Here is a 23,461-nt window from a genome sequence, read left to right as displayed (position 1 = left end):
AGCCCTTTCCCTCCCAGCACAAGCGAGGCTCGCATGATCGACCCGGTGACCTTCGAGGCCGTCGGCGCGGCGAAGGATTTCGACGAGAAGCGGGCCGAGAACGCGGTCCGCGAGCTGCTGCTGGCCATCGGGGAGGATCCGGACCGGGACGGGCTGCGCGACACGCCGGCCCGGGTGGCGCGGGCCTACAAGGAGATCTTCGCCGGCCTCTGGCAGACCCCGGAGGAGGTGCTGACCACCACCTTCGACCTCGGCCACGACGAGATGGTGCTGGTCCGGGACATCGAGGTGGTGTCCTGCTGCGAGCACCACCTGCTGCCGTTCCACGGGGTGGCGCACGTCGGCTACATCCCGGCCGTCAGCGGCAAGATCACCGGACTCTCCAAGCTGGCCCGGCTGGTCGACGTCTACGCCCGCCGCCCCCAGGTGCAGGAACGGTTGACCACCCAGATCGCCGACTCGCTGATGCGGATCCTGGAGCCGCGCGGGGCCATCGTGGTGATCGAGGCCGAGCACATGTGCATGTCGGTGCGCGGGATCCGCAAGCCCGGCGCGAAGACCATGACCTCCGCGGTGCGCGGCCAGCTTCGCGACGCGGCCACCCGGGCCGAGGCGATGGGCCTGATCATCGGCCGCTGACCCGCGGTCAGTCGCGCGGCTCGCGGTCCGGCGGCGGCGCCAGGTGGTCGCTGATCCACTCCAGCGAGGCGGGCAGTTCGCGGCGCCAGGTGTCGAAGCTGTGGCCGCCGTCGGGCAGGAAGAGCGAGTCGACGGTGAGTTCGGAGTGCGCCGCGGTCACCTGCTTGGCGGTGTTCAGGAAGTCCTGGCTGGACTGGTAGTCGTCCTCGGTCCGGGTGCTCACCACCAGCAGGTTGGCCTTGGGCACCGGCAGGTTCTGCAGCCGCCAGGCCAGGTCGTACTGCTGGGCCAGCTCCTGGTTGCCGCCGAACAGGTCGCCGCTGTTCCACTGGTCGGGCACCATGTGGTATTCGGCGTGCAGTCCGGCCGCCGAGCGGTAGGCGTCGGGGTAGCGCAGCGCCAGTCGCAGCGCGCAGCTGCCGCCGGTCGAGTAGCCGAGCACCCCCCAGGAGTCGGCGGAGTGGCTCACCCGGTAGGCCGAGCGCAGTGCGGCCGGCACGTCCTTGGCGAACCAGGTCTCGGTCTGCGGGCCGTTCGGGACGTCCACGCACTCGGTGTCGCGCGGCGCGGCGACCGTGGGTCGGGCCATCACCACGATGGTCGGCGCCATCTTGCCGGTGCGCTGGAGCTCCCAGGCGGTCTGCGGGGTGTGCAGCTCGGAGATCAGGTGGAGGGAGGGGCCGGGGTAGCCGGCCAGCGTGAGCAGGACCGGGAAGCGCTCGCGGGCGTACTTGGGATTGAAGTACTCGGGTGGCAGATAGATGAACATCTGGTCGGACAGGCCGGAGGCCTTGCCGGTCACCCGGATGGAGTCCACCCGTCCGACCTCCTCGGGTTTTCCCTGCGGCAGGTCGGTCACCGTCTCCAGGCCGCCCTCGGTGGTCGGCTGGACCAGCGTGTCGCTCTTCGGCGGCCCGGCCTTGGCGCCGGAGCCCACCGGGGCCAGCGCCAGTTGGCTGCGGCCGGGCCGCAGCAGGTCGTCCCACGAGGTGTAGAAGCCGTAGGCGTTGTTCAGGCTCAGCGCGCAGACGGACAGCACGGCCAGCTGGCTCACCGTCAGCAGGCCCAGCCGGCCGAGCACCGGCAGCGGGCGTTGCGGGGCCAGCCTGGGCCAGCACCAGAGCGTGCCCAGCAGAGCCAGCACGGCGACGATGATCAGGGTGAACACCAGTCCGCTGCTGGTGAGTTCCATGGCGAGGGCCTCCCCCTGCGCGGTGGCGGCAATACTGTCGGTCCATCATCCGAGACCACCTCAGTCGCGGCCACCGGAGCTGCTCCGCTCCCGACGTCCGGGGCAACGCCCGGGGAACGGCTCCCGGCACGGGTGCGGGCGGCCACCGCGAGGCGGCTTCACCCACAGGAACCAAGGCTCTAGAATTCGGCGTCGCAGTTCCCACAGGGCCTGGCAGGCTCTGCCCGGCGGGGACGAAAGCGCCCGGATCAATGGATTACCCGCTCTTGACGTTCGTGTTGTCAAGGTAAGGAATAAGCATGAAGGACCATCACGGCTCATCCCACAGGGTGACCGTTCCCTCCTCGACTGCCCCTACGCTGAACTTCCATGAGCGTTCCCGTGTCCGCTGATCCGTCCCCCACCACCCGCCGTGGCGGGCTCAAGACGACGCTGCGTACCCAAGCCGCCGCCGTGCCCCGGGCGTGGCTCCCGGGCGCGGCCGGCTACGCCTGCCTGCTGATCGGTCTGGTCGACATCGCCAGCGCGATCTTCCCGCGGCTGCGCCGTACCCGGGTGCACTCCTGGGCCGGCCAGCTCCCGGGCACCACCACCACGCTGGCCGCGGCCGGCACCCTGGTGGTCGGCATCCTGCTGGTGCTGCTGGCGCACGCGCTGCGCCGGCGCAAGCGCCGGGCCTGGCGGATGGTCTGCGTGCTGCTGCCGGTCAGCGCCGCGCTGCACCTGGTGCGCTGGCACCAGATCGGTCCGGCCGTGGTCGGGCTCGGCCTCTTCGCCGTGGTGCTGGTGCACCGCCGCGAGTTCTACGCCGAGGCCGACCCGCGGACCCGCTGGCGGGCGCTGCTCAACCTGGTCGTGATGGGTGCCATCAGCGTCGGGCTCGGGCTGCTGATCGTCAGCGCCCACCCGGACTCGGAGATGGGCAACCCGACCATGCTGGAGCGGCTGCAGGAGACCATCTGGGGTCTCTTCGGCTTCGACGGCCCGGTCGACTACCGCACCGAGCGGACCGGCGACCTGGTGGCGTACTCGCTGGCCGCGCTCGGCCTGCTCACCGCCTTCAGCAGCGCCTGGCTGGCGCTGCGCCCGGGCAAGCCGGAGCCGGTGCTGACCGCCGAGGACGAGGCCAAGGTGCGCGCGCTGCTGGCGCGGCACGGTGACCGCGACTCGCTGGGCTACTTCGCGCTGCGCCGGGACAAGAGCGTGCTCTTCTCGCCGACCGGCAAGGCGGCGATCTCCTACCGGGTGATCTCCGGCGTGATGCTCGCCTCCGGCGACCCGGTCGGTGACGTGGAAGCCTGGCCGGGCGCGATCAAGACCTTCATGGCGCAGGCCCGCGAGCACGCCTGGGTGCCGGCCGTGATGGGCTGCAGTGAGGTCGGCGGCGAGGTGTGGACCCGGGAGGCCGGGCTGGACGCGCTGGAGCTGGGCGACGAGGCGATCGTGGACGCCAGCACCTTCTCGCTGGCCGGCCGGGCGATGCGCAACGTCCGCCAGATGGTCAAGCGGATCGAGCGCAACGGCTACTCCTGCCAGGTCCGCCGGGTGTCCGAGCTGAGCCTGGAGGAGAAGCGGCGGATCGCCGACGCCGCCGCGCGCTGGCGCGGCACCGACACCGAGCGCGGCTTCTCGATGGCGCTCGGCCGGTTCGGCGACCCGGGCGACGACGACTGCGTGGTGGTCACCGCGCACAAGGCCCCGGAGGAGGGGGAGCCCTCGGGTGGCGCCGCCGACGACCTCAAGGCGGTGCTGCACTTCGTGCCCTGGGGGCCGGACGGCATCTCGCTGGAGCTGATGCGCCGCGACCGGACCGCCGACCCGGGCCTCAACGAGCTGCTGATCGTGGCGGCGCTGCAGGCCGTGCCGGCGATGGGCGTGCGGCGGGTGTCGCTGAACTTCGCGATGTTCCGCTCGGCGCTGGCCCGCGGTGAGCGGATCGGCGCGGGGCCGGTGCTGCGGGCCTGGCGCGGGCTGCTGGTCTTCCTGTCGCGCTGGTTCCAGATCGAGTCGCTGTACAAGTTCAACGCGAAGTTCCAGCCGGAGTGGGAGCCGCGGTTCCTGGTCTACCCGAGCACCCGGGACCTGCCCCGGATCGGCTTCGCCGCGATGCAGGCGGAGGCCTTCATCACGCTCGGGATGCCGCGGTTCGGCCGCAAGCGCCAGCGGCAGGGGCTGATGCCGACCCCGGCGAACGGCTCGGAGGTCGCGCCGGCCGCGTGAGCCGCGGAGCTGGTCCGGCCCGGAGGCCGGGCGGTGGGCGGGCCGATAATGGGCCCATGAGCAACCCACTGCCCGGCCTCCCGCATTTCGACCGCTGCGCTGTGATGGGCGTCGTCAACGTCACGCCCGACTCGTTCTCGGACGGCGGGCTCTGGCTGGAGCCGAAGGCCGCGGTGGTGCACGGTCTGGAGCTGGTGGCCCGGGGCGCCGACCTGGTGGACGTCGGGGGCGAGTCCACCCGTCCCGGGGCGCGGCGGGTCACCGAGGAGGAGGAGCTGCGCCGGGTGCTGCCGGTGGTCCGCGAGCTGGCAGCGGCCGGGGTCGTGGTCTCGGTGGACACCATGCGGGCCAGGGTGGCCGAGCGGGCGCTGGCGGCCGGCGCCCGGCTGGTGAACGACGTCTCGGGCGGGCTGGCCGACCCGGCGATGGCCCGGGTGGTGGCCGACTCCGGGGCGCCGTTCGTGGTGATGCACTGGCGCGGGCAGTCGGTCGACATGGAGCGCATGGCGGTCTACCGGGACGTGGTGGCCGACGTGGTGGCCGAGCTGGCCGAGCGGATGGGCGCGCTGCTGGCCGCCGGCGTCAAGGAGGAGCAGCTGATCCTCGACCCCGGGCTGGGCTTCGCCAAGACCAGCGAGCACAACTGGGCGCTGCTCGGAGGTTTGGACGCGCTGACCGCCTTGGGGCGACCCGTGCTGGTCGCGGCATCGCGCAAGCGCTTCCTGGGTACGCTGCTCGCCAACCCGGAAACCGGGGAGCCGCGGCCGGCCCGGCAGCGTGACGACGCGACGGCGGCGGTCTCGGTGCTGTCGGCGCGGGCCGGCGCCTGGGCCGTGCGGGTGCACGATGTGGCGGGGACGGCGGACGCCGTACGGGTAGTGGCGGCCTGGCGGGCCGCCGGGCCGAGCTGAGCCTTACGGGAGTGGGTGGTGGCGTGGCAGGTGACGGCGCGTTGAGCAACGGAGCGGCGGCGGGCTCGCTGGAGGCGGACCGGGAGGCCGTTCTGGCGGCCAACCGGCGCCTCTACGAGGCCCTGGAGACCGGCGACCTGGAGGCCGTCGAGGACGTCTGGCTGTCCGCGGCCGACGCCGACGACAAGCACGGGGTGGTCTGCGTCCACCCGGGCTGGCCGGTGCTGCGCGGGCGGGCCCAGGTCACCCGCTCGTACATGCTGATCATGATGAACACGGAGTACATCCAGTTCTTCCTGACCGACGTCGAGGTCGAGGTGCAGGGCGATGTGGCACTTGTCACCTGCACCGAGAACATCCTCTCCGGCGGCGAGGCCGAGGAGGAGGGCGAGCTGGGTCCGCTGATCGGCGGCAAGGTCGTCTCCAGCAACCTCTTCCGGCGCACCGCGGCCGGTTGGCGGCTCTGGTCGCACCATGGCTCCCCCGTGCTGACCAGCGGAGATGACGAGGAAGAGGACTGAGTCGCGGGTTTGCCGAGCGGCTCGGCGGGAATGTCCCGTCGGTCACCCAAGGTTCACCCCTGCGCGTCGCCGTGCCCGGCGTGGCGGTCACGGCGGGCGGGTAGGAGCGCTCCAACCCCGGCGCCGATTTGTTATGAGTCGCGGGTATGTTCGACGGACGACGGGCGAGGGCGCCTGCCGTTCCACGATCGGGAGCAGTGATTCAGTTGCTGGACCGCGTCACCCTGCGGGGCCTGCGTGCCCGCGGCCACCACGGCGTGTTCGAACGCGAGCGGCTCGAGGGCCAGACCTTCGTGGTCGACCTTGTGCTCTACTTGGACACCCGACCCGCCGCATCCGGCGACGACCTCACCCGCACGGCCCACTACGGGATCGTGGCCGAGGAGGTCACCGCGATCATCGCCGGCGAGCCGGTGGACCTGATCGAGACCCTGGCCCAGCGAATCGCCGACCAGTGCCTCAAGCACTCGGCGGTCGAAGAGGTCGAGGTCACCGTGCACAAGCCGGACGCACCGATCACGGTGCCGTTCGACGATGTGACCATCACCATCCACCGGGGCCGCGAATGACCGTCCGGTTCCGGTCCCCCCGGGAGGCGTGTCAGAGCGCGCTTCCGACGCAGTGTCCGATCGCTCCAGCCGCAGAGGGAACCCGATGAGCACCAGCGACCCGACCGCCCAGCCGACCGCCTTCGACCTGGAGCACCGGCTCGACAGCGTCGACTCCACCCTGCAGAACCCGCGCTCGGCCGTGGTGGCCCTGGGCAGCAACCTGGGCAACCGGCTGGAGACCCTGCAGGGAGCCGTCGACGCGCTGGCCGACACCCCCGGCCTGAAGATCACCGCGGTCTCCGCGGTCTACGAGACCCCGGCCCTCGGGGGCCCGGGCGAACAGCCGAACTTCTACAACGCGGTGGTGGTGGTGCGCACCACGCTGCCGCCGTACTCGCTGCTGGAGCGGGCCAACGCGATCGAGGACGCCTTCGGCCGGGTCCGCGAGGTCCGCTGGGGCGCCCGCACGCTGGACGTGGACATCCTCAGCTACGAGGGCGTGACCAGCTCCGACCCGGTGCTGCTGCTGCCCCACCCGCGGGCGCACGAGCGGGCCTTCGTGCTGGCGCCCTGGGCGGACGCCGACCCGGCCGGCGAGCTGCCGGGCCTGGGCCCGGTCGCCGACCTGCTCAAGGAACTGGGCGGGGAGGGCGCGCAGGGCGTGCTACGCCGTTCGGACATCGAGCTGCGCCTGCCGGAGTAGCGGCGGCGCGGCCCGGCCGGGGAACTCCGGGAGGCTCCCCAGCCGTACGAATCGGAGGGGCGTCCGGGCGGCCGGTACGGTGGCCTGGCGCCGCCAACGCGCACCGTTCGTCGGGAAGGACCCTCTCCGCGTGAAGCTGCTCCGTCTGCGCCTGCTGCTCGGCATCGTCGTGGTCTCGACGGCGCTGGCCTGGGCTGCCGCCAAGCTGTGGAACTCGCTGGACGCGCCGCCCGGGGTGCCGGCCGCCGCGCCGGTGGTGCTGGCGGTGATCGCGGTGGTGCTGGCGGCGACCGCCTTCTCGCTGCGCTCGCGGCTCAAGGCGGTCCGTGACCGGCAGCCGGGCGCCAAGGGGGTGGACCCGCTGGGGGCGGCCCGGGCGGTGGTGCTCGGGCAGGCCAGCGCGCTGGTCTCGGCGGTGGTCACCGGGATCTACGCGGGCCTGGGGATCTTCCTGGGCACGTTGCCGGACTTCGGTGTCCACCGGGACGCGGTGATCACCGCGGGTCTGGCGGTGGTGGCCGGCGCCGGGGTGATCGCGGCGGCGCTCTGGTTGCAGCACGTCTGCCGGCTGCCGGAGGACGGTTCCGGCGGGGCGGGCGGGACCGGCCGTGGCGACGCGGCGCGGGGCGCGCGCTGAGCCCAGCCGGATCCGGCCACGCAGGGTGGCGGCCGGCGGAAGATCGCATACGCTCGGTAAGCATGTCGCACTGTCAAGGTCCACATCGGACCGCAGGCTGACAGGGCGCCGATTCGCACGCTAGTTTCTTGTGCATGCCACGCGGACGCCACCGTCAATCCTCTCTTCTCAGCCGGGCCCTGCCGCCCGCCGCAGCGGTCCTGGTCGGGGCCGCCGCGCTGACCGCCCTGGTGGCGAGCGGCGACACGATGGTGGTCCGCTCGATCGGGATCGCCGCGGTGCTGGCCGTGCTGGGCATCGTGTTGGTGCTCCGGCAGCGCGACCGCGCCGCGCAGGCCGCGGCCGACCTGGCGGCGGTGCGCCGGATCCGCGACGAGGAGCGGTTCGAGGAGCAGCTGGCCGAGGCCGAGTACGCCGCCGAGGTCGCCGAGGAGCGGGCCACCCGGCTCGGCCGGCGGCTGACCGCGGAGAAGTCGCGGCTGGCGAAGGCCGAGACGGAGATCGCCCGGCTGCTGCGCGAGCGCGCGGTGCAGGCGGCCGAGCAGGCGCTGAAGGAGGCCGAGGCGGCTCAGCGGGCGATCGAGGCGGCCCGGCCCAAGCACCCGGTCAGCGCGGTGGCCTACCTGCGGGCGGCGAACGCGCTGCGGCACCTGGAGCGGCGGGCGGAGTCGGCCGGGGCACAGCGGGCGGCCCTGGCGCAGCGGGAGCGGCAGCGCGCGGAGCGGGCGGAGCGCGAGCGGCGGGAGGCGAGCGAGCGGGAGCGGCAGCGGGCTGCCGCCGTCGAGCAGGTGCAGCCGCCCACCGCGCGGATCGGGCGGCTGGAGCCGGTCGACGAGCAGCCGTCGCGCCCGTCGGCGGGCGCGCGCCCCGCGGTGGCCGCGCCGCCGGTGCGCGCGGTGCTGACCGGGCCGGCCGAGGCGACGGGCGGCGCGGTGCTGCCGGTCGAGCGGCAGCGCCCGCGTCCGCAGCCGGCCGGGGCGCGTCCCGGCGGCTTCAGCTTCTTCGGGCGCGGTGCCGCGGCGGGCGCGGCGGTCCGGGCGGCCGCGCCGGCGCCGGCGGTGGGGAGCGTCACGGAGCTGGCCCAGCAGCAGGAGGCCGGGCCGGCGGCCCCGGTGGCGGCCGACGAGGACCTGGCGGACGTGCTGGGGGACGAGGTCGCGGCCGAGCGTCCGGCGGCGGTCGACCTGACCCCGGAGGACGAGACCGAGCTGCTGGACCTGCCGGAGCTGCGCACCCGGCGCGGGTGAACACTCGGTGAACGAGGGGTGTCGGACAAGTGGCCGGGCGGCGCGGAATCGCCGCCCGGCCGGGGTGCGTCAGAACGCGACGCCGAAGTCCTGCGCGATGCCGCGCAGCCCGGAGGCGTAACCCTGGCCGATGGCGCGGAACTTCCAGTCCTCGCCGTTGCGGTAGAGCTCCCCGAAGACCATCGCGGTCTCGGTGGCGGCGTCCTCGGACAGGTCGTAGCGGGCTATCTCGGCGCCGCCGTCGGAGTTGAGCACCCGGATGTGGGCGTTGCGGACCTGGCCGAAGCTCTGCCGGCGGGTGTCCGCCTCGTAGATCGACACCGGGAAGGCGATCCGGTGCGCCTCGGCGGGCAGGCCGGCCAGGCTGACCCTGATCTGCTCGTCGTCCCCCGCGCCGTCGCCGGAGCGGTTGTCGCCGGTGTGCTCGACCGTGCCGTCGGGCGTGCGCAGGTTGTTGAAGAAGACGAAGTGGGCGTTGGAGAGCACCTTGCCGCTCGCGTCCAGTACGATCGCGCTGGCGTCGAGGTCGAACTCGGCGCCGGTGGTGGTCCGGGCGTCCCATCCGAGGCCCACGGTGACCGAGGTCAGCCCGGGGGCCGCCTTGGTCAGCGAGACGTTGCCACCCTTGGTGAGGCTCACTGGCATGGTGTCTGGGGTCCCTTCCACGACGAGGTGCCGCCGTCGGCACGTTGTCGGGAAGAACGACGCGGGCCGGGCGCCGGGTTCCTGGCGGGTCAAGGAAATCCCATGGGAAGGTCAAGGGATCCCGGGGTGGTTCAGACTCGGGGAAAGCGACCCTGAACCGTCCAGATGTTCGGATTGTCGGCCAGCTCCGGATGCAGGTCGGTCAGGTCGGCCAGCACGTCCTGCAGGAAGTCCCGGGCCTCCCGGCGCAGTTCCTGGTGGCGGACCACGGCCGGTGGCCCGTCCAGCCAGGTCGCGGAGATCTCCACCCAGCCGAACCGGCGGGCGAACCGCAGCAGTTCGGTGGACTGGGTGAAGTCCAGGTCGGCGGTCTGCACCGCGGCGGCGCGGCTGCCGTGCGGGGACTCGTCCAGCCGCTCGACGATGTCGCAGAGCGCCCAGGCGAAGTCGAGCACCGGCACCCACCCCCAGGCGGTCGACAGGTCCTGGTCGTCCGCGTCCAGGAAGACGTCGCCGCAGAACAGGTCGTACCGCAGCGAGCGGACCGACGCCGTGCGGTAGTCGGTCTGCGGTGGGTCGGGGAAGCGGTTGGAGAGGGAGTAGCCGAGCTCGATCACGCAGGCCATTGTCCGGCACCGCGGACCCGCGACCGACCCCGGACCGACGTGGGGCGGATAACCGGGTGACGGCCGGGGCGCGGCCCGGGGATGATGGGGGCATGCCCGAGCCCCTGCGCGTTCGGGGCTCGGTGACCGTCCCGGACGCCGAGCTCGTCTGGCGCTTCTCCCGGTCCTCCGGTCCCGGCGGACAACACGTGAACACCTCCGACACCCAGGTCGAGCTGCGCTACGACCTGGCCGCCTCGACCGCGCTGCCCGAGGTGTGGAAGCAGCGCGCGCTGGAGCGGCTGGCCGGCCGGCTGGTGGACGGCCGGGTACTGGTGGTCCGCGCCTCCGAGCACCGCTCGCAGTGGCGCAACCGCGAGGTGGCCGCGGCCCGGCTGGCCTCGCTGCTGGGTGAGGCGACGGCGCCGCCGCCCAAGGCGCGCCGGGCGACCAAGCCCAGCCGGGGGACGGTCGAGCGGCGGCTGGCGAACAAGAAGCACCGCGCGGAGCTGAAGCGCGGCCGGAGCGTGCCGCGCGGCGAGTAGCCGGCTCAGCCCAGCTTGCGGTAGCCACCGCGGAAGTAGAGCAGCGGGCGGGCGTCCGGCGCCGGCACCAGGGCCTCCAGCACCCGGCCGATCAGCAGGGTGTGGTCCCCGGCGGCTATCCGCCGCTCGGTGCGGCACTCGACGGTGGCCAGCGCACCGGTGATCAGCGGCGCCCCGGTGGTGGGCCCGGCCTGGTGCGGGGTGTCGGCGAAGAGTAGCCGGTCGCTGAGCCGCCCCTTCATGGCGAACCGGGAGGCGATCGTGCGGTGCTCCTCGCCGAGCAGCGAGACCGCCCAGAGGTCGTTGCGGGAGAGCAGTTCGTCCATCCGGGAGTCCTCCCGCACCGAGACCAGCACCAGCGGCGGCTCCAGCGAGACGGACAGGAACGAGGTCGCGGTCATCCCGGCGGCCTCGCCCGGGCCCAGGTCGTCCCGGTCGAGCACGGTCAGCAGTGCCACCCCGGCGGCGAGCTGGGAGAGGGCGGCCCGGAACTCGTCCGGCGTGGCGAGGGGGGCAGCAGCGCGCTGCGGCGACATGGACACGTACTGCACGGTAGTCGGCGGGTGGGGGATCGGACATCAGACGGTGGTCTTAGGACCGGTCCCGATCACGGTCCGACCCGTGGCGGGCGACCGTGAAGGGGGTCATCGCGGAATCGTGTCCGGGCATGACCGAGATGAACCGGATTCGCCCGTCTATGGGTTGTGTGATTTGAGTCACAAGTGACGACCTATTGTTGACCGAGCGTGCCGATCGTTGTGCTCGCTGTGATTCAGTTCTTCTGGCAATCGGACGATAACCATCAAGACCTATCCGAAGAAGCCGGGGAGCCCCCGCATGGAAGCCGAGTCGGAGCCGTACGTCCGCCTCGCGACCCTCCGCACGTTGCACCGGGTCGTGGCGGACCTCAACGCTGCCCGCAGCCTGGCGGGCACCCTGCAGGCCGTCGTCGAGGGTTCGGTGCACGGGCTCGGCTTCGACGCGGCCGCGGTGAGCCTGGTGCGGCCCGACGGCGATCTGGTGGTGGCCGCGGTCTGGGAGTACGAGGAACGCGAGTACGGCGGCCCGGCGGTGTTGCTCGGTCAGATCGGCTCGCGCGAGTCCTGGGACCGGATCCTGGCCGTCAGCGACCACTGGGGCACCCTGCGGTTCCTGCCGCACGACCGGGCCTGGGCGGTGCAGCCCGACCTCCCGCGCTGGACCGGCGACGGCCCGCAACCCGTCTACGAGAACGACTGGCACCCCGAGGACAGCCTGCTCGCCCCGATGTACAGCGCCGGCGGCGACCTGCTCGGGGTGCTCTCGGTGGATCGCCCGCGCAGCGGCAAGCGGCCCGGCGCGTGGACCCGTGAGGCGCTGGAGATGTTCTCGCTCCAGGCCTCCATAGCGATCGGCAACGCCCGGCTGCGGGCTGAGATGCAGCGTGCGCTGGCCCGGCTGGAGAAGGAGCAACAGGCGCTGCGGGCCAGCGAGGAGAGCTTCCGTCAGGCCTTCGAGTACGCCCCGAGCGGGATGGCCATCACCGAGCTGCACGGCGCCTCGCGCGGCCAGCTGACCCGCGTCAACGACGCGCTCTGCCGGCTGCTCGGCCGCCCACGCGCCTCGCTGCGCCGGCAGAGCTTCCTCGACCTGGTGCACCCGGACGACCGTGGCCTGCTGGAGCGCACCAGCGCCGAGAGCGGCCGGGCCGAACTGCGGCTCGCCCGGCGGGACGGCGGCTACCAGTGGGTCTGCCTGCGCAACTCGATCGTGGCGGACGCGGTCGAGGGCCCGAGCTTCCTGCTCACCCACGTCGAGGACATCGAGGACCGCAAGCGCCACGAGCTCCAACTCGCCCACCGGGCCAGCCACGACGCGCTCACCGGCCTGCCGAACGGCGCCGAGCTGCGGGCCCGGCTGGCCCGTCGGCTCTGCTCGCTGCCGCAGGGGCCCGGCGGCGCGGCGGCGCACGGCGCGGTGGCGTACGGCCCGGAGGGGTACGGCGCGACACAGCCGTACGGTCCGACCGCGTACGGCACGGCGGCCTGCGCGCTGGAGGGCGCCGCCGCCCCGCACAACCCGTCCGGCTCGTACGGACCGCACAGCCCGCGCAGCGGCCCACCGGCCCTGGACGGCCCGGCGGGCCCGCCGGGCGGGCCCGGGGCGTCGCCGGCCGCCGGGGGCGGCTACGGGGTGCTGGAGGGCGCGTACGGCACCGGCGCGCTGACCGCCGTGGTGCACGGGTACGGCGACCACGAGCGCTACCCCGAGCGAGCCGGCTACGGCGGCTACGGCGAGCCGTCCCCCGAGCACGTGCACGCGGTGGTGCCGGCCGACCCCGAGACCTGGACCGGGCCGCGCCGGTCGGGTGGCGGGCCCGCCGGCAGGGCGAGCGGTGGGCCGGCCCAGCAGAAGGGCCTCGCGGTGATCTTCTGCGACCTGGACGGCTTCAAGTCGGTGAACGACCGGTTCGGCCACAACGCCGGGGACGCGGTGCTGGTGCAGGTGGCCCAGCGGTTGCAGGGCGCGGTCCGGGAGGGCGACACGGTGGCCCGGCTGGGCGGTGACGAGTTCGTCGTGCTGGCCGACGGGATAGCCGCGGAGGAGGCCGCCGACCTGGCGGTACGGCTGCGCAACGCGATCATCCCGCCGATGCGGATCGGCGACCGGGTGATGCGGGTGGGCGTGAGCCTGGGGATCGGCTGGGCGGGCTGCGGGATGAGCATCGAAGAGGTGCTGCACGCCGCTGACAAGCGGATGTACGACGAGAAGCGGGCGCGCGGTGGCGCGGTCCGCGGCGCCCGCGGCGAGCGGTCGCACCGCCGCGCGGTCTGAGGCCGGCGGGCTTGCTTTCCCCCTTGTCTGGTGCTTTGGGTAGGGTGCCCTGCGTACGGGTGTCCACCATGGCCACGTGTCCAGAGACGGCATTGGGGAGTTGACCACCGCGATGACGGACGGCAGCAGCGGAGCGCCCGAGGGCGGGGCCGGGCAGGACGACGACCCCTTCGCGTACCTCTACCGTCCGGAGAGTGGCGAGGCCCCCGCGGCCGAGCGCACCCCGGGCGTGCCGCGCACCTCGTACGCGCGGCCGATGGAGGTCGGCCGGGCGCAGTACGGGCAGTACCCGCAGCAGCAGTACCCGCCGCAGGGGCCGCCGCCGTTCCAGCAGCAGCCGTACCGGCCGCAGGGGCCGGGGCCCGGTGGGCCCGGCGCACCGGGGAGCCTGCCGCACCAGCAGCCCCGGTACGCGGAGAGCTCCCGCCCGCAGCCCGGCGAGGACGCCCCGCGCCGGCGCGGCAAGGGGCCGGTGATCGGCATCGTCGCGGTGATCGCGGCGGTGGCGATCGGCGGGGGGATCGCGCTGTCCGGGGGCGGCGGGAGGACCGACAACAGGGCCTCGGGCGGCACCCCGGCCACGACTACGGGGAGCCACTCCAGCTCGCCGTCGGTGGGTCCCTCGTCGGCGTCGCCCTCGGCCTCACCGTCGGCGTCGGGCGGGCCCGCGCTCGCCCCGAACACCAGCCAGGACGCCTCCAAGGCCCAGGCGCAGAACGCCCCTTCGGGCAACTCGGTGAAGGGGGCGGTCTCCTCCGACGGGAGCTACGTGAGCTTCCAGTCGGGATCCTCGCTGACCTGGACGGTGAACGTCCCCTCGGCCGGCACCTACAAGCTCTGGTTCCACTACAACAACAACGGCGGCACGGTCACCGCCTCGGTCACCGTCAACGGCCAGCCTTTCGGGCCCGGTGCGAAGTTCCAGAACTACGGCGCTTCCGGTGGTGACCAGTCGCAGTCCTGGTACACCAGCAACTTCTGGCCGGTGCTCCAGGCCGGGACCAACACCATCACGGTGTCGGCCCCGACCGGAACGATCCTGATCGACCAGGTGGTGCTCACTCCGCAGAGCTCCAACTCCTACCCGTCCGGTGCTCCTGCGGCCAACTAGGCCTGTTCGGCCAATGAGTTGGCCACCAGGGCGGCCAGCTCGGCCACCACCCCGGTCATCGCCTCCCGGGCCGGGGTCAAGTAGCGCCTGGGGTCGACGAGTTCGGGGTGGGCGCCGAGCTCGGCGCGGATCGCCGCCGTGCCGGCGGTGTTCAGCGCCGTACCGATGTTGATCTTGACCATGCCGGCCGTGATCGCGGCGCTGAGCTCGGTGTCCGGCACCCCCGAACTGCCGTGCAGCACGAGGGGGACCGGCACGGCGGCGGCCAGCCGGCGGATCAGCGCGTGGTCCAGGACGGCCGTCCGGGTGGTCATCGCGTGGCTGCTGCCGACCGCGACGGCGAGGGCGTCCACGCCGGTGTCGGCGACGAAACCGGCGGCCTCGGCGGGGTCGGTGCGGGTGCCGGGGGCGTGCGCGCCGAGCGGTGGCTCGCCCGACTTGCCGCCGATCCGGCCGAGTTCGGCCTCCAGCTGGAGCCCGTGCCGGTGCGCCCACTCCACGGCCCGGGCGGTGGCCTTGACGTTCTCCGCCGGGGTCAGCCGGGAGGCGTCGTACATCACCGAGGAGAAGCCGGCCGCCGGGGCGGCCCGGAGCAGCTCGAAGTCCTCGACGTGGTCCAGGTGCAGGGCGGCTGGAACCCGGGCGGCGGCGGCCAGTTCGGCGCAGGCGCGGGCCAGCGGCAGCACCCGGCCGCCGTGGTAGGCGACCGCGTTCTGGCTGAGTTGCAACACCACGGCGGCGCCCGCCCGTTCGGCGCCGGCGGTGATCGCCTCGGCGTGTTCCAGGGTGATCACGTTGAACGCGGGCAGGCCGCGGCGCGCCTGGACGGCGGCGGCGAGCAGGTCGGCGGTACGGGCCAGGGGCATGGCGGTTCCTCAGGGGGTGTCGGGGCGGGACCGCCGCACATCCCCTGAGGAACTCGAACGGTTCTCAGACCGCGGGGGTGAACCGGTCCGCGCCGGTGATCCAATGGCCGTGGCGGACCACGGCGAGCAGGTCGTACGTGGCGGAGTCGAGGACGGCCAGGTCGGCGAGCTTGCCGACCTCCAGGGTTCCGACGGTGTCGGCCAGCCCGAGCAGCCGGGCCGGGGTGGTGGAGATGGACTGCACGGTCTGCGCCAGGCTCAGCCGGTTGACCGTCACCGAGCGCTTGAACGCGATGTCCAGGGTGAGCGTGGAGCCGGCGATCGCGCCGCCCTCGACCAGCCGGGCGACCCCGTCCTCGACCCGCACCTGGAGCGGGCCGAGCGGGTAGAGCCCGTCGCCCATGCCGGCCGCGCCCATCGCGTCGGTGATCAGCGCGACCCGCTCGGCGCCGGCCGTGCCGTACGCCAGGTCGAGCACGGACGGGTGCAGGTGGGTGCCGTCGTTGATCAGCTCGACGGTGACCCGCTCGTCCTCCAGCAGGGCGACGATCGGGCCGGGCGCGCGGTGCTGGATGCCCGGCATCGCGTTGAACAGGTGGGTGGCGACGGTGGCGCCGGCCTCGACCGCCTCCAGGGTCCGGGCGTAGTCGGCGTCGGTGTGGCCGACCGCGGCGATCACGCCGAGGTCGGCCAGCATCCGGACCGACTCCAGGCCGCCGGGCAGTTCGGGGGCCAGCGTGACCATCCGGGCGTGGCCGCGCGCGGCGTCCACCAGCTTGCGGACCACCGCCGGGTCCGGGTCGCGCAGCAGGTCGGGCCGGTGCGCGCCGCAGCGGTGGTGCGAGATGAACGGGCCCTCGAAGTGCACGCCGGCCAGCACGCCGTCCTCGACCAGCTCGGAGAGGACCGCGGCCTGCCGGCAGACCTCGTCGATCTCGCCGGTGACGGTGGAGGCGACCGTGGTGGTGGTGCCGTGCTCCAGGTGGGTCCTGGCCACGGTCAGCGCCTCCTCGGCGATGCCGGACGCGTAGGAGGCTCCGCCGCCGCCGTGCACGTGCAGGTCGACGAAGCCCGGCACCACCGTGCAGCCGGTGAGGTCGAGGTCGCCGACGGCGCGCTCGCCGCCGATCGACTCGATGGTGCTGCCCGCGAAGGTCAGCCGGCCGTTCTCGACGACGCCGGTGGGCAGCACCAGGCGGGCCCCGGCCAGGGTGACGCCCCGCCGCGGAGCCGTTGTTCGATTTCGCGCGGTGGTCACGCGGTCACCTCCATGGAGAGCAGGTCCCAGGCGAGCAGGCCCGCGCCCAGGGACGCGGCGGTGTCTTTGAGCATGGCCGGAACGACCTTCGGGGGCATCTGGAAGGTCAGCCGCTCGGCCACCGCCGCGCGCAGGGGTGTGAAGAGCGTGTCACCGGACTCGGCCAGCCCGCCGCCGACGATCACGGTGGCCGGGTCGAGCAGGCTCTGGGCCAGCACCAGGCCGTCCGCGAGGGCGTCCACGGCCTGGTGCCAGACCGTCAGCGCCCGTTCGTCGCCGGCCTCGACGGCCCGCGCGCAGTCGGCCGCGTCCGCCGCCGGGTCGCCGCTCGCCGCCGCCCAGGCCCGGGCGACGGCGGAGGCCGACGCCAGGGTCTCCAGGCAGCCGCGGGCGCCGCAGCCGCAGGCCGGGCCGCCGGGTCGGACCACGACGTGGCCGATCTCGCCGCCGTAGCCGTGCGCGCCGGCCTCGATCCGGCCGCCGATCCCGATCGCGCCCGCGATGCCGGTGCCGAGCGCGACGAACAGGAAGCGCTCGACGCCGCGGCCCGCCCCGAGCCGTCCCTCGGCCAGCCCGCCGGAGCGGACGTCGTGCCCGAGGGCGACCGGCACCGGGCCGCCGTCCGCTCCGGCCAGCCGCTCACCGAGCAGCTTGCGCAGCGGCAGGTCGCGCCAGCCGAGGTTGGCCGAGAAGACCGCTATCCCGTTCCGCTCGTCGACGGTCCCCGGCACCGCGACCCCCGCGGCGAGCGGCGCGCGGCCGAAGCGGCGGCGGCCCTCGTCGGCGAGGTCGGCGGCGAAGTCGAGGATGGCGGCGACGACGGCGTCGGTGCCGAGCTCCCGCCCGGTCGGGCGGCGGGCTTCGAACAGCGTCGAGCCGTCCTGGGCGAGCAGTGCGGCCTTCATGCCGGTACCGCCCACATCGAGTGCGATGACGTGCTTCACGGGGGACAGTTTCCCTTGCCCGAGGAGAGAGGTCTAGTCCACTTGCTGTATTGGTCTGCTCCAATGGAGATGAGCTTGGTCGCCCCGGGTCAGAGCTGGACCGACCTGGTCAGCGCGCGCGGGTGGTCCGGGTCCAGGCCGCGTGCCTCGGCCAGGGCGACCGCGAGCCGCTGGGCGCGGACCAGGTCGGCCATCGGGTCGAGCCCGCCGTCCGGCCCGCCGGCCCCGGAGTCGCCCCGGGAGCCGTCCGGCGAGTCGGCCACCAGCAGACCGCCGGTGCGGGCGACGTCCTCGGCCAGGCCGGCCGGCAGGGTGCCGAACATCCAGGTGGCCCGGCCGGGGGCGGTGATCGCGATCGGACCGTGCCGGTACTCCATCGCCGGGTAGGCCTCGGTCCAGGCGCCGGCCGCCTCGCGCAGCTTGAGTCCGGCCTCCAGAGCCAGGCCGGTGGTCCAGCCGATGCCGAGGAAGGTGAGCTGTTCGACGTCGAGCAGGCCGGCCGGCAGCGGTGCGGCGAGCGCGCGGTCGGCGTCCGCGGCGGCGCGGGCGACGCTCCGCACGCCGGGGGCGAGTGCCCCCTCGGTCTCCAGGTGCGCGCGGAGCAGCGCGAGCGCGGTGGTGGCGAACCGGGTCTGCACCACCGAGCGCTCGTCGGCGAAGTCCAGCACCACCAGCTGGTCGGCGGCCTGCCGCACCGGGGTGGCCGGGTCGGCGGTCAGCGCGGTGCTGGGGACGGCGCCGCGCAGCCGGCCGAGCAGGGTGAGCACCTCGGTGGTGGTGCCGGAGCGGGTGATCGCCAGCACCCGGTCGTACTGGCGGCCGGTGGGGAACTCGGAGGCGGCGAAGGCGTCGGTCTCGCCGTGCCCGGCCGCCTCGCGCAGCGCGGCGTAGGCCTGGGCCATGAACCAGGAGGTGCCGCAGCCGACCACGGCGACCCGCTCGCCGCGCTGCGGCAGGACGGGCGCGGCCTGGGCGGCCGACCCGGCCGCGCGGCGCCAGCAGGCGGGCTGGGTGGCCAGCTCCTGGGCGGTCAGTGGGCGGTCCGTGGTGGTCATGCGGTACGGCTCCCTTCGGCTGACTGCGTGAAACTGATTGATTTATAGCTGTTTCGCGCAGCAATGCGCAATAGCCCGAACGGGGATCCGGGTCCGGCCCCTCCCCGGTCCGGCTCTGTGCGACGCTGTCCGGGCAGCGGTGGTCCGGGCGAAGGGGTGGTACGGCGTGTCCAGATATGAGCGGTGGAACGGTCTGCTCGAACTCCTCGCCGAGCAGGGCAAGTTGGAGGTGGAGGAGGCGGCCACCGCGCTCGGCGTCTCGGCCGCGACGATCCGCCGCGACCTCGACCAGCTGGCCCGCCAGCAGATGGTCACCCGGACCCGCGGCGGCGCGGTCGCCCACAACGTCTCGTACGACCTCCCGCTGCGGTACAAGACCGCCCGCAACGCCGACGCCAAGCAGCGGATCGGCACCGCGGTGGCCGCGCTGATCTCGCCCGGCGAGGTGGTCGGCCTGAACGGCGGCACCACCACCACCGAGGTGGCCCGGGCGCTCGCGGTCCGTCCCGAGCTCGCCGAGCGGGCCGAGGCCGGCGCGGTGCAGTGCCTCACCGTGGTCACCAACGCGCTCAACATCGCCAACGAGCTGACCGTCCGCCCGGCGGTGAAGATCGTGGTGACCGGCGGGGTGGCCCGGCCGCAGTCGTACGAGCTGATCGGGCCGCTGGCCGCCGCCGTGCTGGGCGAGCTCACCCTGGACGTCACGGTGCTCGGGGTGGACGCGCTGGACGCCGGGACGGGCGCCACCGCGCACCACGAGGGCGAGGCCAGCGTCAACCGGCTGCTCGCCGAGCGGGCCCGCCGGGTGGTGGTCGCCGCCGACTCCTCCAAGCTCGGCCGCCGGGCCTTCGCCCGGATCTGCGGCCTGGAACGGATCGGCACCCTGGTCACCGACGAGGCGGCCGACCCGGCGCAGGTGGCGGGCTTCGAGCAGGCCGGCGTCACCGTGCTGACGGTCTGACGTTGCACGCCGTGCAACGTCGTCCGCCAGTTCGGTAACGGTCTGCCGGCCGTCCCGACTGGTGTGGACCACTGGGGGTCCGATTTGCGAGTCTGACGGGCGCCTCGGACCACTCCGGCGAGGCCTCGTGCGTGCGAAGGCGGTCCCCGCGGTGAAGTCCCGATCCTGCGCTGTCCTGGCAGCGAGCACCCTGCTCCTCTCCGGCTGCGGAGTGCTCGGCCTCGGCTCGAACGGCGACGTCACGCTCAAGCTGGTGGCCGCCGACTACGGCGACCACCCGGCCACCAGCACCCAGCACTACTGGGACGACCTGGTCCAGCGCTTCGAGCAGGCCAACCCGAAGATCAAGGTGAACGTCCAGGTCTACCCCTGGACCGAGATCGACCAGAAGGTCAGCGCGATGATCAAGGCCGGCGACTCGCCGGACCTGGTCGAGAGCGTCGGCTTCGCCGACAAGGTCGCCGCCCACCAGCTCTACCCCGCCCGGGACGTGCTCACCCTGGACACCGAGGCGGATTTCCCGAACAGCTTCGCGCAGGCCGGCCAGGTGCTCGGCACCCAGTACGGGATCCCGTTCGTCTCCTCCTCGCGGACCTTCTTCTACAACAAGACGATCTTCAAGCAGGCCGGCATCGGCCAGCCGCCCACCACCTGGGACGACCTCAGGGCGGACGCGGCGCTGATCAGGGCCAGGGTGCCCGGCGTGACCCCGTACGGGCTGCCGCTCGGCCCCGAGGAGGCCCCGGCCGAGACGATGATGTGGACCATGAGCGGCGGCGGGGGGCTGGCCGACTCGGCGGACACCTACACCATCGACAGCAAGCGGAACGTCGCCACCTTCTCCTGGCTGCGCGACAACCTGGTGACCCCCGGCTACACCTACGCCCACCCGGGCGCGGTCAACCGGCAGAACGCCTTCGACGACTTCGCGGCCGGCAGGGTCGCCATGCTGAACGGCCACCCCTCGCTGATCAAGCAGGTCCAGGGGAAGGTCGACTACGGCACCGCGCCGATCCCGCGCAAGGACGCCTCGGCCAAGCCCACCACGCTGGGCGTGGCCGACTGGATGATGGCGCTGAGTGCCAACGGCCACCGGGCGCAGATCCGCCCGTTCCTCAGCTTCGTGTACAGCAAGGAGAACGTGCTCGGGTTCGACGGGGAGTACAACCTGCTGCCGGTCACCCAGGACGCCCTCGACGACATGACCGGCGGCGGCAAGCACCCGGACCTCAAGCCGTTCCTGGACGCGCTGCCCACGGCCAACTTCTACCCGGTCGGCGACCTGGCCTGGGACGCCGTCAGCGCCCGGATCAAGCAGGACATCGGCAAGGCGGTCGAGGGCGACCCGGGTCCGGTCCTCGGTCAGCTGCAGGACTTCGCGGTCGAGCGGAGCAAGCAGGACCGGCCGCAGTAGGGGCGCCCGGTCGCGGCACAATGGGCGGATGACCGGTCTGACCGAGCGCGACCTCGCGGTGCTGGCCCTGGAGGCCCGGCCCTGGCACACCCAGGGCGCCAAGGAGCAGGCCGTCCGCGAGGAGCTGGGCATCTCCAGCACCCGCTACTACCAGCTGCTGAACCGCCTGCTCGACCGCCCGGAGGCGCTGGCGCACGACCCGGTGCTGGTCAACCGGTTGCGCCGGATCCGCGAGGCGCGCCGGGCCGAGCGCTGACGACTAGCGTCCGGGCACCGTGGGTAGGGTCCGGGCCATGGGCTCCTCCGACACCACCGAACCGCACACCCCGGCCGGCCGGGCCGGGCTGGCCGCGCTGCTCGCCGCACCCGCCGGGGCGGTCGTCGCGCTGGACTTCGACGGCACGCTGGCCCCGATCGTGGCCGACCCCGAGCAGGCCCGGGCGCACCCCGGGGCGGTCCCGGTGCTGGCCCGGCTGGCGCCGCGGCTCGGTGCGGTGCTGGTGTTGACCGGGCGGCCGGCGGCGACGGCGGTGCGCCTCGGCGGCTTCGCCGACGTGCCCGGGCTGGAGCACCTGGTGGTGCTCGGCCACTACGGCGCCGAGCGCTGGGACGCGGCCACCGGCGAGCTGGTGGAACCGCCGGTGCACCCCGGGGTGCCCGCCGTCCGGGCCGAACTCCCGCGCCTGCTCGCCGAGTCGAACGCCCCGGAGGGCACCTGGACGGAGGACAAGGGTCGTTCGGTGGCGGTGCACACCCGGCGTACCGCCGACCCGGACGGCACCCTGGCCGCGCTGCGCGAACCGCTCGCCCGGCTGGCCGCCGCGCACGGCCTGGCGGTCGAACCGGGCCGGATGGTGGTCGAGTTGCGCCCGCCGGGCGTCGACAAGGGCGCCGCGCTGGCCGACTTCCTGCGTGAGCGCGGTGCCCGCTCGGTGCTCTACGCCGGCGACGACCTGGGCGACCTGGCCGCCTACGCGACGGTCGAGAAGCTGCGCGCGGACGGCCTGCCCGGCCTGCTGGTGTGCAGCGGCCCGGTCACCGGCGAGCCGCCGGTGCGCGAACTCGCCGACCGGGCCGACCTGGTGGTCCCCGGCCCGGCCGGCGTGGTGGCGCTGCTGGAGCGGCTCTGCTCGGTGATCCCCGCTCGGTGAGAGCCCTACGCGGTCAGCTCCGCTCGGTGAGTTCGGCGAGCTGGTCGAGGAACCACTGCTGGGGGGAGAGGGCGGTGGCCGCCGCGGCGAGGCGCTTGGTGCGCTCGGTGCGTTCGTCGACGGGCATGGCGAGGGCGCGGTGCAGGGCGTCGGCGGTGCCCACCACGTCGTACGGGTTGACCACCAGGGAGTCCTCGGCCAGTTCGTGGGAGGCGCCGGCCTCGCGGGAGAGCACCAGCGCGCAGCCGGCCTCGGAGACCACCGGGATCTCCTTGGCGACCAGGTTCATGCCGTCCCGGATCGGGTTGACCAGCGCCACGTCGGCCAGCCGGTAGGCGGCCAGCGAGCGGGCGAAGTCGTCCTCGACCTGGAGTATCAGCGGCTGCCAACCGTCCGTCGCGAACTCGGCGTTGATCTCCGCGCTGAGCCGGGTCACCTCGGCGGTGTAGGAGCGGTACTCGGCCAGGTCCTGCCGGGACGGGTAGGCGAAGGCGATGTGCACCACCCGCTCGTGCCACTCGGGCCGGGTGCGCAGCAGATGGCGGTAGGCCAGCAGACCGCGGACGATGTTCTTGCTCAGCTCGGTGCGGTCCACCCGGACGATGGTTCGGCGGTCGCCGACCGCCGCGCGCAGGCCGGCCAGCCGCTCGTCCACGTCCGGCCGGTGGGAGCGCTCGCGCAGGAACTCGCCGTCCGCGCCCAGGCTGTGCACGCCGAGCCGGGTGGTCCGGCCCTGGAAGCTGACCGAGAGGTCGGCCCGGTCGACTTCCGCGCCGAGCAGGTCGGCGCAGCAGTCGGCGAAGGCGGTGGCCCAGCGCCGGGTGTGGAAGCCGGCGCGGTCGGCGCCGAGCACGCCGGTGAGCACCGCGGCGGCCACGTCGTCGGGCAGCAGCCGGAAGTAGTCGGCGGGGGCCCAGGGGATGTGCGAGAAGTAGCCGATCCGCAGGTCCGGGCGGAGCACCCGGAGCAGTGCCGGGACGAGCGCGAGGTGGTAGTCCTGCACCAGCACGGCGGCGCCCGGCGCGGCCTCGACGGCCAGCGCCTCGGCGAACGCGGCGTTGTAGGCCTCGAAGGCGGACCACTGGTCCCGGAAGTCGGCGTCGAAGGCGGGGGAGACCGGCGTGTCGTACAGCAGGTGGTGGACGAACCACAGGGTGGAGTTGGCCACCCCGTTGTAGGCGCGGTCGAAGGTCCCGGGGTCGATGTCCAGCATCCGGACGGCCTGTCCGCCGACGTCGAAGCCGCCGCGGTCGAGCCGGCCGGACGGGGAACGCCGGGCCGCCTCGCGGTCCGCCTCGCCCAGCGCCGCGCAGACCCAGACAGCGTTCGGATCGTCGATCGCGGACAGTCCGGAGACCAGCCCGCCACCGCCGCGCCGCAGGGTCAGCGACCCGTCCTGTGCCTTGCTGAAGGAGACCGGACCCCGGTTGGAAGCCACCAGGATGCGTGCGGTCGTTTGATCGGCCATATC

Annotated in this window: 24 protein-coding genes; 15 read left to right on the top strand and 9 right to left on the bottom strand. The window is 73.7% G+C overall.

Translation table 11 applies throughout. From position 1 onward, the window contains the following. Positions 1-33: 33 nt before the first annotated feature. Complete coding sequence (gene folE / locus ACZ38L_RS22340) at positions 34-639, top strand: GTP cyclohydrolase I FolE (RefSeq protein ID WP_396566587.1); 606 nt, start codon at positions 34-36, stop codon at positions 637-639. Positions 640-646: 7 nt separating this feature from the next. Here folE and ACZ38L_RS22335 read toward each other — a convergent pair whose 3' ends face one another. Next, the gene (locus ACZ38L_RS22335; protein ID WP_465696250.1) at positions 647-1,831 is read right to left on the bottom strand and encodes an alpha/beta hydrolase; all 1,185 of its coding nucleotides are present in this window, start codon (positions 1,829-1,831) and stop codon (positions 647-649) included. 369 nt (positions 1,832-2,200) lie between these two features. Between ACZ38L_RS22335 and ACZ38L_RS22330 the strand changes: the two genes are divergently transcribed. The 7 genes from ACZ38L_RS22330 to ACZ38L_RS22300 all read left to right on the top strand — a co-directional run bounded on the left by ACZ38L_RS22330 (position 2,201) and on the right by ACZ38L_RS22300 (position 8,621). Beyond that, positions 2,201-4,051 carry a phosphatidylglycerol lysyltransferase domain-containing protein gene (locus ACZ38L_RS22330; protein WP_465696248.1) on the top strand — a complete coding sequence of 617 codons (1,851 nt, stop codon included), beginning with the start codon at positions 2,201-2,203 and terminating at the stop codon, positions 4,049-4,051. A 56-nt stretch (positions 4,052-4,107) separates the two neighbouring features. Continuing rightward, positions 4,108-4,962, top strand: coding sequence for a dihydropteroate synthase (gene folP / locus ACZ38L_RS22325; RefSeq protein WP_465696246.1), 855 nt, complete (start codon positions 4,108-4,110; stop codon positions 4,960-4,962). Between the two features lie 41 nt (positions 4,963-5,003). Next, positions 5,004-5,483, top strand: coding sequence for a nuclear transport factor 2 family protein (locus ACZ38L_RS22320; protein WP_465696244.1), 480 nt, complete (start codon positions 5,004-5,006; stop codon positions 5,481-5,483). Positions 5,484-5,692: 209 nt separating this feature from the next. Beyond that, entirely contained in the window at positions 5,693-6,052 is a 360-nt protein-coding gene (gene folB, locus ACZ38L_RS22315) for a dihydroneopterin aldolase (protein ID WP_396566724.1), read from the top strand. Between the two features lie 85 nt (positions 6,053-6,137). Then, positions 6,138-6,737 carry a 2-amino-4-hydroxy-6-hydroxymethyldihydropteridine diphosphokinase gene (folK, locus tag ACZ38L_RS22310; RefSeq protein ID WP_465696242.1) on the top strand — a complete coding sequence of 200 codons (600 nt, stop codon included), beginning with the start codon at positions 6,138-6,140 and terminating at the stop codon, positions 6,735-6,737. A 130-nt stretch (positions 6,738-6,867) separates the two neighbouring features. Further along, the gene (locus tag ACZ38L_RS22305) at positions 6,868-7,374 is read left to right on the top strand and encodes a DUF3180 domain-containing protein (protein WP_396566599.1); all 507 of its coding nucleotides are present in this window, start codon (positions 6,868-6,870) and stop codon (positions 7,372-7,374) included. Between the two features lie 134 nt (positions 7,375-7,508). Then, a complete protein-coding gene (locus tag ACZ38L_RS22300) occupies positions 7,509-8,621 on the top strand; it encodes a hypothetical protein (RefSeq protein WP_465696240.1) in 1,113 nt (370 codons plus the stop codon). Positions 8,622-8,690: 69 nt separating this feature from the next. On the opposite strand, the gene ACZ38L_RS22295 is transcribed toward ACZ38L_RS22300, so the two are convergent. Next, on the bottom strand, positions 8,691-9,266 hold the full coding sequence (locus ACZ38L_RS22295) for a TerD family protein (protein WP_465696238.1): 576 nt from the start codon (positions 9,264-9,266) through the stop codon (positions 8,691-8,693). A 131-nt stretch (positions 9,267-9,397) separates the two neighbouring features. Next, entirely contained in the window at positions 9,398-9,892 is a 495-nt protein-coding gene (locus ACZ38L_RS22290; protein WP_396566605.1) for a hypothetical protein, read from the bottom strand. Between the two features lie 92 nt (positions 9,893-9,984). On the opposite strand from ACZ38L_RS22290, the gene arfB reads away from it, so the two are divergent. Continuing rightward, positions 9,985-10,416 carry an alternative ribosome rescue aminoacyl-tRNA hydrolase ArfB gene (gene arfB, locus ACZ38L_RS22285; protein WP_465696236.1) on the top strand — a complete coding sequence of 144 codons (432 nt, stop codon included), beginning with the start codon at positions 9,985-9,987 and terminating at the stop codon, positions 10,414-10,416. 5 nt (positions 10,417-10,421) lie between these two features. Here arfB and ACZ38L_RS22280 read toward each other — a convergent pair whose 3' ends face one another. Then, a complete protein-coding gene (locus ACZ38L_RS22280) occupies positions 10,422-10,952 on the bottom strand; it encodes a flavin reductase family protein (RefSeq protein WP_465696327.1) in 531 nt (176 codons plus the stop codon). A gap of 301 nt (positions 10,953-11,253) precedes the next feature. Here ACZ38L_RS22280 and ACZ38L_RS22275 point away from each other — a divergent pair, with 301 nt between their 5' ends. Together ACZ38L_RS22275 and ACZ38L_RS22270 are read left to right on the top strand one after the other, a co-directional pair. Then, entirely contained in the window at positions 11,254-13,230 is a 1,977-nt protein-coding gene (locus tag ACZ38L_RS22275) for a GGDEF domain-containing protein (protein WP_465696234.1), read from the top strand. 76 nt (positions 13,231-13,306) lie between these two features. After that, positions 13,307-14,341, top strand: a complete 1,035-nt coding sequence (locus ACZ38L_RS22270; protein WP_465696231.1) for a carbohydrate-binding protein — start codon at positions 13,307-13,309, stop codon at positions 14,339-14,341. On the opposite strand, the gene ACZ38L_RS22265 is transcribed toward ACZ38L_RS22270, so the two are convergent. The 4 genes from ACZ38L_RS22265 to ACZ38L_RS22250 all read right to left on the bottom strand — a co-directional run bounded on the left by ACZ38L_RS22265 (position 14,338) and on the right by ACZ38L_RS22250 (position 18,464). Beyond that, entirely contained in the window at positions 14,338-15,207 is an 870-nt protein-coding gene (locus ACZ38L_RS22265; RefSeq protein WP_465696229.1) for a class II fructose-bisphosphate aldolase, read from the bottom strand. The two genes, ACZ38L_RS22270 and ACZ38L_RS22265, sit on opposite strands and share 4 nt — an antisense overlap. 64 nt (positions 15,208-15,271) lie before the next feature. Continuing rightward, a complete protein-coding gene (gene nagA / locus ACZ38L_RS22260) occupies positions 15,272-16,465 on the bottom strand; it encodes an N-acetylglucosamine-6-phosphate deacetylase (protein WP_465696227.1) in 1,194 nt (397 codons plus the stop codon). Beyond that, positions 16,462-17,409 (bottom strand): ROK family protein, encoded by a 948-nt coding sequence (locus ACZ38L_RS22255; RefSeq protein ID WP_465696225.1) that lies wholly within the window; start codon positions 17,407-17,409, stop codon positions 16,462-16,464. The genes nagA and ACZ38L_RS22255 overlap by 4 nt, the downstream gene beginning before the upstream one ends. An 89-nt stretch (positions 17,410-17,498) precedes the next feature. After that, positions 17,499-18,464 (bottom strand): SIS domain-containing protein, encoded by a 966-nt coding sequence (locus ACZ38L_RS22250; protein ID WP_465696223.1) that lies wholly within the window; start codon positions 18,462-18,464, stop codon positions 17,499-17,501. Positions 18,465-18,630: 166 nt separating this feature from the next. Between ACZ38L_RS22250 and ACZ38L_RS22245 the strand changes: the two genes are divergently transcribed. The 4 genes from ACZ38L_RS22245 (at position 18,631) to otsB (ending at position 21,990) form a co-directional block, all read left to right on the top strand. Next, positions 18,631-19,425 carry a DeoR/GlpR family DNA-binding transcription regulator gene (locus ACZ38L_RS22245; protein WP_465696221.1) on the top strand — a complete coding sequence of 265 codons (795 nt, stop codon included), beginning with the start codon at positions 18,631-18,633 and terminating at the stop codon, positions 19,423-19,425. Between the two features lie 151 nt (positions 19,426-19,576). Then, positions 19,577-20,839 (top strand): extracellular solute-binding protein, encoded by a 1,263-nt coding sequence (locus ACZ38L_RS22240; protein ID WP_465696219.1) that lies wholly within the window; start codon positions 19,577-19,579, stop codon positions 20,837-20,839. Positions 20,840-20,867: 28 nt separating this feature from the next. Next, the gene (locus tag ACZ38L_RS22235) at positions 20,868-21,095 is read left to right on the top strand and encodes a DUF3263 domain-containing protein (RefSeq protein ID WP_396566625.1); all 228 of its coding nucleotides are present in this window, start codon (positions 20,868-20,870) and stop codon (positions 21,093-21,095) included. 37 nt (positions 21,096-21,132) lie between these two features. Next, on the top strand, positions 21,133-21,990 hold the full coding sequence (gene otsB, locus ACZ38L_RS22230; RefSeq protein ID WP_465696216.1) for a trehalose-phosphatase: 858 nt from the start codon (positions 21,133-21,135) through the stop codon (positions 21,988-21,990). A gap of 13 nt (positions 21,991-22,003) precedes the next feature. Here the strand turns inward: otsB and ACZ38L_RS22225 are convergent, their stop codons facing one another. Beyond that, positions 22,004-23,458, bottom strand: coding sequence for an alpha,alpha-trehalose-phosphate synthase (UDP-forming) (locus ACZ38L_RS22225; protein WP_465696214.1), 1,455 nt, complete (start codon positions 23,456-23,458; stop codon positions 22,004-22,006). Between the last annotated feature and the right edge of the window lie 3 nt (positions 23,459-23,461).

Source organism: Kitasatospora sp. NPDC024654 (assembly GCF_055559155.1).
Note: the sequence above shows the minus strand (reverse complement) of the source record. Positions and strands in the feature narration are given on the sequence as shown.